The following is a 14,755-nucleotide window of genomic DNA, read 5'->3' on the forward strand; positions in this document are numbered from 1 at the left end:
AGATCGGCCGCCGGAAGAGACTTTCCCCGACGGATCGTCGGGGGGGATCATCCGGCGACCTTGGTCAGGCTTACCCCGTCACTGCGTTTCGACCCTGCCCTTCTTCTCGTCCTTCTTGTTCTTCTGCAGCAGCCAGGTCAGCAGGTCGGGTGTTTCCTTCGGCTTGGCCGGCGGCCGCTTTGCCACAACCCTCGGGCGATAGACCTTGACGTTGTCGAGGGCTGCGAACTTCTCGCCATACTGCTTCTTGATCGATGCGACCCGTCCCCAGTTCTTTGCGCGCGAGGCCAGAACCGCAAGGCCCACGACGCCGCCTTCGGTCGGCTCCCATTCCACCGATTGCTGGAAGAGGCGCGTTGCGTCCTTGGTGGCCTTGTTGTCGAGGCGGTGCCAGGCAAGCGCCTGGGCGCCCAGTGCCGATTTCTGCTCGAAGACATAGGCTTCGAAGGTCTTCAGCTCCTCCTCTGTGGGTACCAGAGGCGTGTCCTGATCGGTGAGGCCGGCCGCTAGCAGCTCGATATAGATCTTCTTCAGCTCCGGGGTCTGGGTTGCATATTGGCGGGCCAGCTGAAGCGCTTCGTCGCGATGCTCCATGTTGCGCAGCGTGAGGATGACGCCTTCGATGCTCTTCAGGCTGGTTGTCATGCGCGTGGCGCTGACGAACCAGTGATAGGAGGCCTCCCAGCTTTGCTGGCCATAGTAGAACCAGCCAAACAGCTCCGCATCGGCGGCCGAGAACGAGCGCTGGGCATAGTCGCTGAAGCGCTGCAACTCGTCGAGCGTCAGACCGGTCGCGGCATTGCCCTGAGCAATCTGGCCCATCTTGCGGCGCACGAGATCGAAGGAGACATTGTCGAACTCACCCGTGCCGTCAGGCAGGACAGAGCCGAGGGCAACCAGCGAACGGGTTCCGGCTTCGGGTAGCAGAAGGCTTGCCTTCTGCACCGTCGACAGCCGCTCGCTCGGATCCTCGCAGGTCGTGACGATGTATTTGTAGAGATCGAAGGCACGGGCAAAGTCCCGGGACTGGGCAAGTGCTTCGGCCGTGATCCACATGGTATTCATCTCGGCACAGACCATCAGCTGCGGCGAGCCCTCGGCCAGGCTGACCACCTGGGCCCAGTTGCGCTGGGCGTGCGAGCGCTCCATCAGCCTGCGGGTTTCGGCCTGGGCCAGCTTGTCGAGGAGTTCCTGGCTAGGCTTCCAGTTGGGGTTCTCGCTCTGCAGCCTCGCCATCTCCGTGCGGACGCGCACATAGTCGCCGCTCCCGAAGATATCCCAGAGCGGCTGTTCGGAGATGTTGTTCGGAGCGTCAAACAGATCCTCCGGCGCATCCCAGTTGGGATAGAGAGCCTTCAGGCGGCGCAGCTCCGCGCCAAGACGTTTCAGGTCGCGTGTCTGGGCATAGTAACGCAGCGCCGTGTCATCGACCTCGGGCCGGGTCGCAACCACGGGCTCCTCGGTCTGCTGGCTGAGGCGGGCGATCTGGAGCTCGACACTGTCGCGACGCGATACCGCTGCGGGCGCCTGGGCGCTGACGGCGACGGGCGCCGGCTGAACAGCCGGTCTTTTCGCCGCTGTCGCCTGGCTCGGCCCAAACGGGTTTTCACCCGGCGCGACATCGCGGATCACAGGTGAGGCAGCCTGCGGCGCCATGGCCATGGGGGTTGTCGGCTCCGGCATAGGGGTGGGCAGAACGATCTGGGCGGCAGCCGGTGCGACGGGCATCACCGGCTGCGGCGCTGCGATGGTCGGCGGCACGACGGGCGGAAGGGTCGGCGCCGCGACCGGCGCGAAGCTCGGCATCGCCGGCTGGACGCCAGCTGGCACGGAGACGTTGGAGAGCACCACGCCGCCCGGAACGACAACGCCCATGGCCGGGAAGTTGTTGAACCCATCTCCCGTGGCCTGGCTGATCGGGATGGTGATGCAGGCGCCGAGAAGAAGGGCAGTCTTCAGGGGAAATCGGTCAAACATGTGGGATACCTTTCAGCGATCGCCATGAGGCTGAGCACATGGAGCGTGGCGGGGTAGTAGTCTTGGGAGCTGAAGTCAGAGAGAAGGGCGACATCGGGACGTCGGCCCAGGCTGCATTCGACGAGGCCGGCGACGGCCTGGTAGCCGGGGCCGGGCATTGGGGCGAGACGCGTGGCGGTTGAAAGCTCGACGACGGACATGGAGGCTTGACCGAACTGCTTCCAGTGGGCGGCAAAGACCTCGAGAATGTCCGGGTAGTCGCGCGAATACCAGGCCAGATAAAGCGGAACGCGGATTGCATCATAGCCGAACTGCGAGGGGTAGCCGCTTGCCGGACGTGGCGTCTCGCCCGAGAGAGACACCCAGTCCGCCGGCAATCTTGCCGGACCGAAGCGGGCCTCGCGCAGCAGACGCACACCGCTGTCCATGAGGGCTGCGGAGGGGAAACGGTTTGACAAACGTCCGAGATCGACGATCGCCGGAAAGATCCAGTAGGCCATGTTGACCACCGGACCATCCGCCTGGTCGTTTTCTCCGAAACCCTGAACACCGGGTAGCATGACGAGGCCATGCGCCGTGTCGATCGCGGTCCGGGCGATGATGGCGTCTGAAATCCGCCGGGCCTCGCGCTGGAGGTCGGCATCGCCCCAGCGCTGGCCGGCCCGCATCAGCGCCCAAGCGATGAGCAGGTCGCCATCGGTCGCGTTGTTGCGATCCGTGATCGGCGGCATCTGCGTCGGATCCCAGCGCCAGGCGGCGAGACCGTCCTCGCGGACGAAGAGGTTGGCCTTCGTCCATAGCCATATCCGATCGAAGCTGTCGCGATCGTCCGCCGCCTCGGCCATCAGCATGCCATAGCCCTGGCTCTCGCTGTGGCTGATGCCGCCGGCCCGGTTGTCGACCACCCGGCCCTCTTCGGTGAGGAAGTTGTGGCGGTAGACCAGCCAGGCGCCGGCGGCGAGATCGGCTGCAACATTTTCCTCCGGCTGCGACCGCACCATCGTTGCGGCACCCGTAAACAGGGAGCAACCCAACAGCAGAAGCGACAGGAGACGCGTGCGTGTCTTCACGATTTCCGTCCCTGCCGCAGTACGACGAAGGTCGACGCGCCGAGAAGGATTGCGGCGAGGATCTGGGCGATGGTGAACTCCCGGGCATTGTTGGAGAACCAGCCGGCCACTATCAGACGGCCGTTCTGCAGGCTGAGCGGTTTCGTCTCATAGAGACGCTCATGGGCCGCCATCTTGCGCTCGACGAAGGTCCCGTCACCCTTGAGGGCGTAGACCGAGCCGCCGAGACGACCCCAGACATCGGCCTCAACGAGGCTTCTCAAGCCGTCTGAAAGCAGAGCCGGATCCCGAACGGCGACCACAGTCCAGGCATCCCTGTCGTTGACGAGACGCTGGGCGACCAGCATGTCTGCTTCGCCGCTGACCTGGTAGACGGCGTCGGCTGAGAGGACATTGCTGTCTTCGACAAGTCCGAGCTGAGCGGCCTGGATGCGGATGCGGGTGCTGATCCCATCGTAAAGATTGTTGGTTCCCTCCCGCAGGCGGGCAACGAGAGACGTCGGCCCCGGTTCGTCCACCGTCACCGGCGTGCCGTCGACGGAGAGTGCGGGGGCGGCCACTTCGACCGGCGCGCCGCTCGGATCCGCAGAAGTCTGATCGATCGAAAGGCTCAGATCGCTCGCGATCGGATTGAGGTTGATCCCGAGATCCGACTGCAATTGGCCGGAAAAACCGGAGAAGGTTCCGAAGGCCAGCAGCGACCCCTGGCGGTCCAGCGGCCAGCCGGAGGTGACCGAAACGGGGCTGACCTCGCGCGACACATAGGCCATCTTGGCGAGGAAGGTGCCGGCTGCACCAAGGACAGCGTTGTCCATGTTTTCGACGTAGAGCGGCATGGCCGCATCGTCGTCAAAGTCCGCCTTGCCGGCGGAGACCACCGCGAGATCCGGGGCGTGGCCGATCTGGGCGAAAGCCGGGATATTGAGGGTGCTGTCACCCTTAATGAAGAAGCGCGCGGTGGTGTTGCCGAGGGTCGAGGGGTCGCAGACCATGTCGGACGCCGCATGCAGCTCCGCCTCGAACTCGATGACATTGTAACCGGGTCTCAGCTTGTCGAGCGGGATCGGCAGGACCTGGCCGTCGATGCGGCCTGAGCGCGCCTCGCCGAGGCGGATATTGGCGACGGTGTCACCGTTTGCGCGGATGACCATCTGGGCCGTCGGCGAAAGACCGGCGGCGTATTCGGCATTCAGTTTCAGGTTCGCGGCACCATAGTCACCCGGGTAGAAGTCCGCCGGAAGGCTGAAGGCGATCGCCTGCTGGAAATGGCGGCCGGCAAAGGGACGAGACACGAAGCCGAGTTCGGCCAGGGTGTTTGCGCTGCCGGATTCGAGCAGGCGTCCCCGACGATTGCCAAGCGCGCGACGCCCCTGGGGCGAGCCGTCGGTCACTTCCGTCTGGGCGCGCAAGGTAAAGTCGCTGATGGTGCTGGCGAGTTCATCGGCGGTACGGGCCGCCACCACCATGCGGCTCCGGCCCGTGGCCGGATCGATGTCGAACTCGACGCCGGACTGCTGCGGTACAACACCGATCAGGTCGCGCACCGTACCGAAGGTGCCGACCACCAGGTCGATGCCGGGACCGGAGCCGGCACTGTTGCCGACGGTGACCACCGGACGATCGAAATGGCCAAGGATCGAGAGCGCCTGCACAACGGCAAAGGTACGGTCAATGTCTTCGCCGGCAGCACCGCGGGGGATCAGGCCGTTGATGGCGGCATGACCGTTGACGTCGCGGCTATAGGCGAGAAGCGTCGAGACATCGCTCGGATCGTCCTTGGCGTTGCGGGTGAAGACGAAGCCGCTGCGGGCAGGATCGATCTGGGTCCACAATTCATAGGTCGCCTCGACCGAGCAATCGACGCGATGCGACTGGTCCATGAGGACCGTCACGGCATTGTAGCCGGGCTGAAGAAGCCCCTTCGGCAGCTCGAGCTCGACCTGATGGGCGTCACCGGACTTCAGGTTGACCGACCCGATGTCCCGGTCGTTGACGAAGATGCGCATCGCCGAGCGTTCCGGCGCAACCGAGATCGCCGTCTGCAAAGTCAGGATCAGCTTGGCCGATCCCGTCATTTCCGAGGGCAGCACGACGAAAGGATATTCGCGATTGGCGGTCTCGCCGGTGAAGAACAGGTCCTGCTTGTCTGCAATCAGACGGCGGATCTGGCCCTCGTCCTGGAAATATTCCTTGGCTTCGGTCTCAACCTTGACCTGCGGTGCCAGAACGAAGCCGGCGGAGGTGGATGCAGCGGACGGCGAGGCTGCGAAGAGCAGACCGACGGTCGCCAGCGAAGAGAGGTGTTGCCTGATCATTCTCCGGCCTCCTGGTGACGGACCGGGGCAGCGGCCAGGGCCGCACCGGCAAGAGGTTTCAGTCTCTGCGGCTCGGCCTTGTCGGTCGGCTTGCCACCGAGCGCGACGCCGATCGCGGCGAGCGGGCACATGATCGCCCAGCGCAGGATGCGAATGCTGCCGGCGATCATGCTCTTTGGGCGCTGGCGCAGGGCACGCTGTTCACGGACCACCGACATGTCGTGCATCAAGAGTTCCGCGATGATCGGAAAGTGATACGGCTCGGCATCGAAGCGCAGGGCGATCGCGCCGTCTTCGTCGGGTGCTCCGCCGGCAATGCTGACGGGCAGCGAGGTGACGAGCATGGTCGATGAGACGTTGAGCAGCTGGAGGCGGCCGTATTCACCCTTCCGCAGCATGCGGGAGGCGCCCTGGGCCGGGATGAGCTTGGCACCCTTGGCGGAGGCCTCGGTGATTGCCCCGCGCAGGACGGTCTCGCCGAACTGCAGCTCGACATTGGTGCGCAGCGGCAGCTCGACGCCGGCGAGGTCCTGGCTGCGTTCGGTGACGACGCCCAGCGCACAGCCGGCGATCATCAGGTTCATCCAGTTCCAGGCACCGACGATCAGGAGCAGGCTCGAGATCTCAGGCTCGGTGTTGTAGCGATAGGCCGCGACAAACAGCGTGAAGCACAGGATGCCGAAGATGATGAAGTAGGGCAGCGAGAGCTCCGAAAGGCGGTCCTGCTTCAGGGAGACGCCCTTGGCGGTCACCTTGAAGGTCGGGCTCTTCGGCTTCAGGAGCACGCTGATGATCGCCTGGAACAGATAGACCGACTGCACATATTCGTAGAGTTCGGAAATCCAGGGCCAGCGAACGCTGCCATAGAGGTAGCTGCGAACCATTTCCCCGACGATCAGATACATGACCGTATAGGCGAAGAAGTCTTCGAAGGACGCGACGAAGATCTTCATGTCGAAGAGGATGAACAGCAGCGGGGCGACGAAGAAGACGGCGCGCACGAAGGGGAAGAACCAGAAGAGCGAGCTCGAGATATAGCTCAGGCGCTGCGGCAGGGAGAGGCCACGCTTGAAGAGCGGGTTCTTGAGCATCAGGATCTGCACCATGCCCTGGCACCAGCGGGAACGCTGGCCGACGAAGCTGGCGAAGGTTTCCGGCTGCAGGCCCGAAATCAGCGGCTTGTCGATATAGAGGCTGTTCCAGCCGCGGGCGTGGAGTTCGAGGGCGGTCTCACAATCCTCGGTGATGGTGATGCCCGAAAAGCCACCGACCTCTTCCAGAGCCTCACGGCGCAGGACAGCGGCCGATCCGCAGAAGAAGGAGGCATTCCAGCGGTCGAGGCCCTTCTGGATCTTGCCGTAGAACATCTCGTTCTCGGAGGGCATGCGGCCGAAGGTACCGAGATTGCGTTCGATCGGATCCGGGTTGGAGAAGAAGTGCGGCGTCTGGACGAGGAACAGGCGCTCGTCCTCCAGGAAGTAGCCGACGGTCTCGCGCAGGAAGTTGCGTTCCGGAGCATGATCGGCGTCGAAGACGACGACAAGATCGGCATGGGTGCGCCAGAGCGCGGCATTCAGATTGCCGGCCTTGGCATGCACGTTCTCCTGACGGGTCATGTAGACGGCGCCGAGGTCGCTGCAGAGATCCTTGAGGATCGCCGCGCGCTCCTTCGCCTTGGCGGCGGCGACCGGATCGTCGGCATTGCGCTTCTGATCGGTGCCGCCGTCGTCGAGGAGATAGACGGTGAACTTGTCCGAGGGATAGTCCATCGCCCTGGCTGCCGCCACGGTGAGCGCCAGGATCTCGCGATCTTCATTGTAGGTGGGGATGAAGACGTCGACGGTCGGGCTCTCGTCGTCGGCCAGCTGCGGCGCCCGCGGGCGATCAATCGGATCGGCGACGACGAAGAGGCTGATGCCGAGCATCAGGATGCAGTACATCTCGGCGGCGTAGAGAATGACACCGGGAATGAAGGAATAGAGATCCTCCAGCGGCGGCAGGGTGCTCGTCGTGCGCCAATAGGCATATTGCAGGATCACGACGCTCGCCAGCGCCAGGAAGATGTGGCGCCAGAAGCCGTCGAGCTTCAGCAGCATGATGGCGCCGAGAAGGGCGATCACGATGATGGAAAGGTTGAAGCGCGCGGCATGGCCGACAGGCTGGGCGATCAATACGAACATCGCCACGACGATGGCCAACCAGGTTGCATAGCGAAGCAAATCTCGCACGGGCTCGGACTCCTCATGAGTTCAATCGTCGATTGACCCGGGATGGCCCTGCCCGCTTCGCCGCGCTCTCGAATGCGTCCTCGAATTGAGACACGTCAAGCAAGATGGGGAAGCGGCAAGACCCGAAAGGTTAATCTTGACTTAACGTTAGGAGCCGTTCGCGGAGAATGGGAAGTGCAGTGTGTCACTGACTTGCGCAGTTGTCGGAATCTTGTCGCAAAATGTCCGAATAGTTGCGGTGCAACATAGAATTCACACGCCGACACCATGCAATTAATAACCAAAAAAGGTCTGCAGCGCCATTCAAATTGTCATATATTATTTGTTATAACCGGACTCGAAGTCATCAACGAAATCCAATGCAACAACACATCAATACAATTTGGTTTATACTGATACCATAATCCGCAAATAATCATACTGACTAGTTTTTAGACATTCCTAGGTCAAAATTTGTTCATAAATTCGCATTTTTCATCAAGATGAGCACATTACGACCATTGGCGCCCTAAGGACCGGACAGCGATGCGGACAGTGATGATTGTGCTGCGCAGCAATTGCGGAATGTTAGATCTGGCGTCCTTCGTCGAGGCACTTCGGTCAGCACGCGACCCGAATGGCGAAGCATCCTATCTGCTCACGACCTGCGCCTATGGGCAGGACAGCCTTCAGGCCGAGGAGCCCTGGATCAGGGTCCAGGCCGCCCATGACATCACCAGCGCGCCCCTGGACATTGATACGCTGATCCTGCCGAACTCCTCGGTGAGCGACCTGCAGGATCAGGATCTCGAATGCAGCGTATTTCTCGCCCGGCGCGGCAAGTCGATCCGCCGGATTGTGGCACTCGGAAACGGCGTCCTTTTGGCTGCTGCCGCCGGGATGACGCGCGGACAGACCGTGGCGGCGGACAGCGCGGTCGAGGAACGTCTCGCGACGCTCTGCGACCAGACGATCGTCGACGCCAATTACGATCTGCACAAGAGCGGCAAGATCTGGAGTGCACGCGGGCCGGCCGTCGGGCTGTCGCTCGCTTTGGCCCTCATCGAGGAAGACCTTGGCCATGAGGCGGCGATGGATGTCAGCCAGCGTTTTACCGACCGGTTTCCGGACATGCGTCCTCGCTTCGCCAATGGCGGCACACATCTGGTGCATGGCGATCGACGCAGCCCGGTCGAGCGTATCCAGGAATGGGTAATCGCAAACCCCTCGGCCGACCTCACCGTCAGCCGACTTGCCAGCATGGTCGCGATGAGTGAGCGCACCCTGTCACGCGCCTTCAAGCAAAGGACCGGCCAGACGGTGGGTGATTTCGTGCTGTCGGTCCGCTTGGCCTATGCCCGTGAAATGCTCCGGTCAGGGGAGCGCAAGATCAAGGATGTCGCGCGCCTCGCCGGCCTTGGCAGCCAGACGAACATGCGCCAGCTTTTCGTCAGCCGCTATGGACGTCCGCCTTCGGAATTTCGCAAGATCGAGGCGGAACCGGCGATCGACGACGAGCGAGCGGCGCCCCTGGGCGTAGCATTATCAGCCCGCATTTGAACGCCTGATCGACGGCCACGCGCGCCGCAGCCTATCGGAACTGATGTGCCGGGCGCCTGCCCTTTGTCCATCAGGCCGCAAGCTTTGCGTAGGCGCCTTGCCGCTTCATCAGTTCGGCATGGTTGCCGACTTCGACGATGCGGCCCTGCTGCATGACGACGATGCGATCGGCATTGCGGATGGTGCCAAGCCGATGGGCGACGACAAGCGTCGTGCGGCCCTTGGACAGCTCCTCCAGCGCAGACTGGATCTCGCGCTCCGTCGTGCTGTCCAGCGCTGACGTCGCTTCGTCGAGCAGCAGGATCGGCGGATCCTTGAGGAAGGCGCGGGCAATCGCCACACGCTGTTTCTGGCCGCCGGACAGCATGATGCCGCGCTCGCCGACGATGGTGTCGAGGCCCTCGGGAAGGTTTTCCAGCATGGTCGAGAGCTGGGCCCGGCGGCAGGCCTCCAGCACCTCGTCGTCGCTTGCGCCGATGCGACCATAGACGATGTTTTCCCGCAGCGTTCCACCGAACAGGAAGACATCCTGCGAGACGAGGCCGATCTGGCGACGCAGGCTCTCGACGGTCATGTCCGGCAGAGCCAGACCGTCGATGGTGATGGTGCCCGAGGTCGGCTCGTAGAAGCGCGGCAAAAGCGACAGAAGCGTCGATTTGCCGGCACCGGACTCGCCGACGAAGGCGATCGTTTCCCCCGGCCTCACATGCAGCGAAATGTCATGCAACACGGGGCGGCCGGGCGTGAAGGCAAAGGTGAGGTTGGAGAAGGCGATTTCGCCTGATAGCGTCGAGACCGGGCGGGCGTTCGGGCTGTCGGTGATCTCCGGTTCGGTCGCGAGCAGATCAAGGTAACGGCGGAAGCCGGCGATGCCGCGCGGATAGGTTTCGATGACGGCGCTGATCTTGTCGAGCGGGCGGAAGAAGACGCCGACCAGAAGCAGGAAACCGACAAAGCTGCCGGTCGTCATGGCGCCCGAGAGCACATAGGCCGAGCCGATCACCATGATCACCACCTGGACGAAGCGCATGCCCATGTAGTGCAGGGAGGACGAGGCGGCCATGACCTTGTAGGCGTCGAGCTTGGTCTTGCGGTAGCTGGCATTATCTTTGGCAAAGAGTTTCCGCTCATGATCCTCGTTGGCATAGGCCTGGACGACGCGAATGCCGCCGATCGTTTCTTCCAGGCGCACATTGAAGGCGCCAATGCGGCCATAGATCTCCTGCCAGGTGCGGGTCATGCGGCTGCCATAGATCGAGACGATGGCAACCGTGCCCGGCACGATGAGGGCCGTGACCAGCGCGAGTTCGACATGCATGTTGAGCATCAGGATGAAGGCGCCGACAAAGGTCATGATGGCGATGAAGAGATCTTCTGGCCCGTGATGGGCGACCTCTCCCACTTCTTCTAGGTCACGCGTGACGCGGGCGACCAGCTTGCCGGTGCGGGCCGTATCATACCAGCGCCAGGAGAGCGTCGTCAGATGCTCGAAGGCCCTGGCGCGCATCGCCGTCTCGATATTGATGCCGAGCTTGTGACCCCAATAGATGACGATTGCCATCAGGGCTGCATTGACGACATAGATCGCGAGCAGGCCGGCGGCGGCAATCAGCGTCAGCGTCCAGTTGCCGGTCGGCAGCAGCCTGTCGATGAAAGCGGTGACGGCGAGCGGGAAGGCAAGCTCCAGCAGGCCAGAAACAACGGCACAGGAAAAATCCAGCCAGAACAGACCTTTCCACGGGCGGTAATAGGCGAAAAACTGTTTCAGCATGCGATGATCCTGCAATGGTCCATGGCACCCGCAAAGGGCACTGGCAAGCGGCCGGGACGTGTCACCTCATCCATGGCAAGACCCGGGACGCGCGACAAGGCTTCCAGCGGCTTCAGCGCGCCGGATGTGCCGTTGAGCACAACCTTTCCGTTTCAGTCAAGTTTAGACGGCTTGTGCATAATCCCGCGCAGGATGAAGGGTCACGACAAGTATGGACAGGCTGCGTGGCATGACGGACGCGCGAGCCGCAACCGAAGTACGCATATCACTTTTGAAAGACCGCCTTTGGAGATGGCTGGGGCGCCAGGACCCTCATTTGGGACACACCCAACTGTTTGATCTTGCAAACTATCCAGCGTTTTCATAGACATGCGGTACATTGAAGAGGCCATTTTGAGGTACATTCTTTGCCCCGCAATCGCGCTCCGACCTACCTTGAAAAGATGAACAACGGCGGCTGGCGAGTGACCGTGCCAGTCCCTAGAGAGTTGGTGAAGACCATCGGTAAGACGCGCCTGAAGCGTTCGCTCGACACCCATAGCCAGGCCGAAGCCGAACGACGGAAACATGCGGTGGTCGCCGAGTTCCTATCCATGATCGAAGCCGCGAGACAGGGACGGCTTCCGAAGGCGGCAGTGACCGGCATGTTGATTTCCACTGAGAGCTGACCCGGCGTTTCCACCGAGAATTGACCCGCCTTTAGGTATCGTTCGTGTTGTTGGTCTGGGTCAAGTTCCTGCGTTTCTCCTTTGATGTTTTGGGCTGATGCGCCGAGCTGTTCTTGAAGCGGAAGCTGTCGTTTCCGGTTTCGAGGATGTGGCAGTGGTGGGTGAGCCTGTCGAGCAGCGCGGTGGTCATCTTTGCGTCGCCAAAGACGCTTGCCCATTCACTGAAGCTGAGGTTGGTGGTGATGATGACGCTGGTGCGCTCATAAAGTCTGCTGAGCAGGTGGAAGAGCAGCGCCCCGCCTGAAGTACTGAATGGCAGGTATCCCAGCTCGTCGAGAATGACGAGATCAGAGTGGACGAGCCGATTGGCGATCTGTCCTGACTTGCCTTGTGCCTTCTCTTGCTCGAGCGCGTTGACCAGTTCGACCGTCGAGAAGAACCTTACCCGCTTGTGGTGGTGTTCAATTGCCTGAACGCCGAGCGCGGTGGCAATGTGCGTCTTTCCCGTGCCAGGTCCGCCGACCAGAACGATATTGTTGGAGTCATCGAGGAAGTCACAGCGATGAAGCTGTTGCACGAGCGCCTCGTTAATCTCGCTGCTGGTAAAGTCGAAGCCATTCAGGTCACGGTAGGCTGGAAAGCGTGCTGTCTTGAGCTGATAGGCCGTTGATCGAACCTCGCGCTCCGCCATCTCTGCCTTGAGAAGCTGCGACAGGATCGGAAGGGCAGCCTCGAACGCGGGTGATCCCTGCTCAGTAAGTTCCCCGACGGCCTGGGCCATGCCATGCATCTTCAACTGCCGCAGCATGATGACGATCGCGCCGCTTGCTGGATTATGACGCATGGCGAGCCTCCGTCTTTCTCAAGGTGTCGTATCGTTCAACATTAGCCTTGGGTTCATTGGTGAGCGTCAGTGCCTGAGGGGTATCGAGGGTTGGCGGCGTGAAGGATTTGCCGTCAACGAGCCGATGCAGCAGGTTCAGCACATGCGTCTTGGTCGGAACGCCAGACTTCAGCGCCATGTCGACGGCAGACAGGACTGCCTGCTCGTCGTGCTGAAGGACCAGCGCCAGGATATCGACCATCTCCCGATCGCCCCCCGGCTTCTTGAGCAGGTATTGCTGCAAGGTCCGGAATGCATCGGGAAGCTCAATGAACGGTGCGCCGTTACGAAGAGCACCAGGCTTACGCTGCACCACCGCCAGATAGTGACGCCAGTCGTAGATGGTCTGACCCGGCCGATCATGGGACCGATCTATGACGCGGCGGTGCTCGCAGACGATCTGGCCTTCTGCGGCGACCACGACACGATCCGGATAGACCCGGAGGCTCACCGGTCGATTGGCGAAGGATGACGGAACGCTGTAGCGATTGCGCTCCAGATGCACGAGGCAGGTTGGCGTGACCCGCTTCGTATATTCGACGAACCCGTCGAACGGCCTGGAGAGCGCCATGAGAGCTGGGACTTCCTCGGCCCAGATGTCGGCAATGGTGCCACGCATCTGACCGTGGGGTGTGTTGGCCCAGAACTCCTTGCAACGCTCCTCGAGCCAATCGTTCAGGGCCCCCAGTGATGGAAAGCGCGGGATCGGTTGAAAGAAGCGATGACGCGCATCCTGCACGTTCTTCTCGACCTGTCCCTTCTCCCAGCCGGAAGCCGGATTGCAGAACTCGGGCTCGAACACATAATGGCTGGCCATCGCCATGAAGCGGACGTTGACGTCGCGCTCCTTGCCACGACCGACCTTGTCGATCGCCGTGCGCATGTTGTCGTAGATGCCGCGACCAGGAATGCCACCGAAGACACGGAAGGCATGGTTATGGGCATCGAACAGCATCTCATGCGTCTGCAGGAGGTATGCCCGGACGATGAAGGCCCTGGAGTAGCTCAGCTTCGTGTGGGCGATCTGCAGCTTGGTGCGCTCATTGCCGATGATCGCCCAATCTTCTGACCAGTCGAACTGGAAGGCCTCGCCTGGTTCGAACGTCAGGGGCACAAATGTACCGCGGCCCGTCGTCTGCAATTCCCTCTGACGATCATTGCGCCATTCCCGCGCAAATGCCGCCACACGATTGTAGGACCCCTTGTAGCCGAGGCTGACAAGATCAACGTGTAGCTGCTTCATCGTCCGCTTCTGCTTGCGGCCTTTCTTCGACTCCGTCTTCAGCCAGGCCGATAACCGATCTGCAAACGGATCAAGCTTGCTCGGCCTCTCCGGCACGTTGAACTTTGGCTCCACGCCGTCGGCGCGCAGATATTTGCGGATGGTATTCCGGGACAAGCCGGTCCTGCGGCAAATCTCCCGGATCGATAGATGCTCTCGAAAATGCCAGCGCCGGATCACGCTCAGTAACGCCATGTCGATCACTCCAGAGCCCCCGCTGAAAACATGCGAGGGACGGTTGAAACATGGGTCAATTCTCAATGGAAATATCTGGCTGCGCCGGGTCAGCTCTCAATGGAAATCAACATCCATGGAATGACGTCTGCCCTGTAGCTTGCTAAATCTTTCGCTAAACTATGGCCCCAAGCGACAGCAGGATCGAACCCATGCATGTCGTCAAGCGTGAGCTTAGGTGGCATCGAATTTTGTGGAACTGGCTGCAGAAGTCGTTTTGCTTTAGTCGCGTGACGAACCAAACTTAGGGCTCGCAGAGGATGGCGACGACTTTGAAATGCGCTGTTCAGCGTATCCCAGGATTTAGAGATCAATAGTTCTATGGTTGTTGGGTCGACCGGAAGTCCAGCATGCCGGAGTGCCGCTATTGCATGACGCGGAGTGCGTGGCGGCAGCTGAATGACCGCATCGGAGAACAGCCGGTCGTCATCGGTCAGCGAATAGCGTGGAGGCGAAAAAAAGACTCCCATCTGATTCTTCTCTGCTCGGATTTGATCCGGCAACGATTTCGGCGACCACTCGAAGACATGTTTCTCCCAGTCCTTCGTATCCCAGATTCCGCTGACAAAGGCCTCGGCCGCGGCAATGTGGACTTCCCGGCAATAGTCTCCCGTGACATCGAGCGTCAGTATCGCCTTCTCCGAAGTTCTGGCCCACGGACGCAGCGCAGCGGCGATACCGCAGTACGCCATGAAGACAGGGACCGTTAAAAGGCCGCCGTCGGGCAGAGTTCGTCTCCAGAGCGTTCGCGGCCATCTGCCCCAGGCGTCATTCGGCATCTATGTGTC

Annotated in this window: 11 protein-coding genes; 2 read left to right on the plus strand and 9 right to left on the minus strand. The window is 61.5% G+C overall.

Annotation, left to right across the window (positions count from 1 at the left end):
* Positions 1-78: 78 nt before the first annotated feature.
* From SJY08_RS12350 to bcsA, 4 genes are read right to left on the minus strand one after another with little or no spacing between them, the layout of a single operon-like run.
* The gene (locus SJY08_RS12350; protein ID WP_377275944.1) at positions 79-1,977 is read right to left on the minus strand and encodes a hypothetical protein; all 1,899 of its coding nucleotides are present in this window, start codon (positions 1,975-1,977) and stop codon (positions 79-81) included.
* Positions 1,956-3,047: a glycosyl hydrolase family 8 gene (locus tag SJY08_RS12355; protein WP_377275946.1), complete on the minus strand. Its 1,092-nt coding sequence runs from the start codon at positions 3,045-3,047 to the stop codon at positions 1,956-1,958. The genes SJY08_RS12350 and SJY08_RS12355 overlap by 22 nt, the downstream gene beginning before the upstream one ends.
* A complete protein-coding gene (locus SJY08_RS12360; RefSeq protein ID WP_377275948.1) occupies positions 3,044-5,362 on the minus strand; it encodes a cellulose biosynthesis cyclic di-GMP-binding regulatory protein BcsB in 2,319 nt (772 codons plus the stop codon). Before SJY08_RS12360 ends, SJY08_RS12355 begins: the two co-directional genes overlap by 4 nt.
* Positions 5,359-7,590 (minus strand): UDP-forming cellulose synthase catalytic subunit, encoded by a 2,232-nt coding sequence (gene bcsA, locus SJY08_RS12365; protein WP_377275950.1) that lies wholly within the window; start codon positions 7,588-7,590, stop codon positions 5,359-5,361. Before bcsA ends, SJY08_RS12360 begins: the two co-directional genes overlap by 4 nt.
* 564 nt (positions 7,591-8,154) lie before the next feature.
* Here bcsA and SJY08_RS12370 point away from each other — a divergent pair.
* The gene (locus SJY08_RS12370) at positions 8,155-9,129 is read left to right on the plus strand and encodes a GlxA family transcriptional regulator (RefSeq protein ID WP_377275952.1); all 975 of its coding nucleotides are present in this window, start codon (positions 8,155-8,157) and stop codon (positions 9,127-9,129) included.
* Between the two features lie 70 nt (positions 9,130-9,199).
* Here the strand turns inward: SJY08_RS12370 and SJY08_RS12375 are convergent, their stop codons facing one another.
* A complete protein-coding gene (locus SJY08_RS12375) occupies positions 9,200-10,900 on the minus strand; it encodes an ABC transporter ATP-binding protein (protein ID WP_069041925.1) in 1,701 nt (566 codons plus the stop codon).
* On the minus strand, positions 10,894-11,040 hold the full coding sequence (locus SJY08_RS12380) for a hypothetical protein (RefSeq protein WP_156322953.1): 147 nt from the start codon (positions 11,038-11,040) through the stop codon (positions 10,894-10,896). Before SJY08_RS12380 ends, SJY08_RS12375 begins: the two co-directional genes overlap by 7 nt.
* A gap of 303 nt (positions 11,041-11,343) precedes the next feature.
* Here SJY08_RS12380 and SJY08_RS12385 point away from each other — a divergent pair, with 303 nt between their 5' ends.
* On the plus strand, positions 11,344-11,568 hold the full coding sequence (locus SJY08_RS12385; RefSeq protein WP_377278577.1) for a DUF6538 domain-containing protein: 225 nt from the start codon (positions 11,344-11,346) through the stop codon (positions 11,566-11,568).
* 31 nt (positions 11,569-11,599) lie between these two features.
* Here the strand turns inward: SJY08_RS12385 and istB are convergent, their stop codons facing one another.
* The 3 genes from istB to SJY08_RS12400 all read right to left on the minus strand — a co-directional run bounded on the left by istB (position 11,600) and on the right by SJY08_RS12400 (position 14,746).
* Positions 11,600-12,412 carry an IS21-like element helper ATPase IstB gene (gene istB / locus SJY08_RS12390; RefSeq protein ID WP_340542100.1) on the minus strand — a complete coding sequence of 271 codons (813 nt, stop codon included), beginning with the start codon at positions 12,410-12,412 and terminating at the stop codon, positions 11,600-11,602.
* A complete protein-coding gene (gene istA / locus SJY08_RS12395; RefSeq protein ID WP_340542099.1) occupies positions 12,402-13,928 on the minus strand; it encodes an IS21 family transposase in 1,527 nt (508 codons plus the stop codon). Before istA ends, istB begins: the two co-directional genes overlap by 11 nt.
* A gap of 89 nt (positions 13,929-14,017) precedes the next feature.
* Entirely contained in the window at positions 14,018-14,746 is a 729-nt protein-coding gene (locus SJY08_RS12400) for a hypothetical protein (protein WP_377275955.1), read from the minus strand.
* Positions 14,747-14,755 lie beyond the last annotated feature (9 nt).

It is taken from the genome of Rhizobium sp. R86522 (genome assembly GCF_042466255.1).
Taxonomy (GTDB): Bacteria; Pseudomonadota; Alphaproteobacteria; order Rhizobiales; family Rhizobiaceae; genus Allorhizobium.

Bases quoted from the DNA above. Each gene is read 5' to 3' on its own strand.
- SJY08_RS12350 (WP_377275944.1), bottom strand. From the start codon at position 1,977: ATGTTTGACCGATTTCCCCTGAAGACTGCCCTTCTTCTCGGCGCCTGC.
- SJY08_RS12370 (WP_377275952.1), top strand. From the start codon at position 8,155: ATGTTAGATCTGGCGTCCTTCGTCGAGGCACTTCGGTCAGCACGCGAC.
- SJY08_RS12400 (WP_377275955.1), bottom strand. From the start codon at position 14,746: ATGCCGAATGACGCCTGGGGCAGATGGCCGCGAACGCTCTGGAGACGA.
- SJY08_RS12385 (WP_377278577.1), top strand. From the start codon at position 11,344: ATGAACAACGGCGGCTGGCGAGTGACCGTGCCAGTCCCTAGAGAGTTG.
- istB (WP_340542100.1), bottom strand. From the start codon at position 12,412: ATGCGTCATAATCCAGCAAGCGGCGCGATCGTCATCATGCTGCGGCAG.
- SJY08_RS12360 (WP_377275948.1), bottom strand. From the start codon at position 5,362: ATGATCAGGCAACACCTCTCTTCGCTGGCGACCGTCGGTCTGCTCTTC.
- SJY08_RS12375 (WP_069041925.1), bottom strand. From the start codon at position 10,900: ATGCTGAAACAGTTTTTCGCCTATTACCGCCCGTGGAAAGGTCTGTTC.
- istA (WP_340542099.1), bottom strand. From the start codon at position 13,928: ATGGCGTTACTGAGCGTGATCCGGCGCTGGCATTTTCGAGAGCATCTA.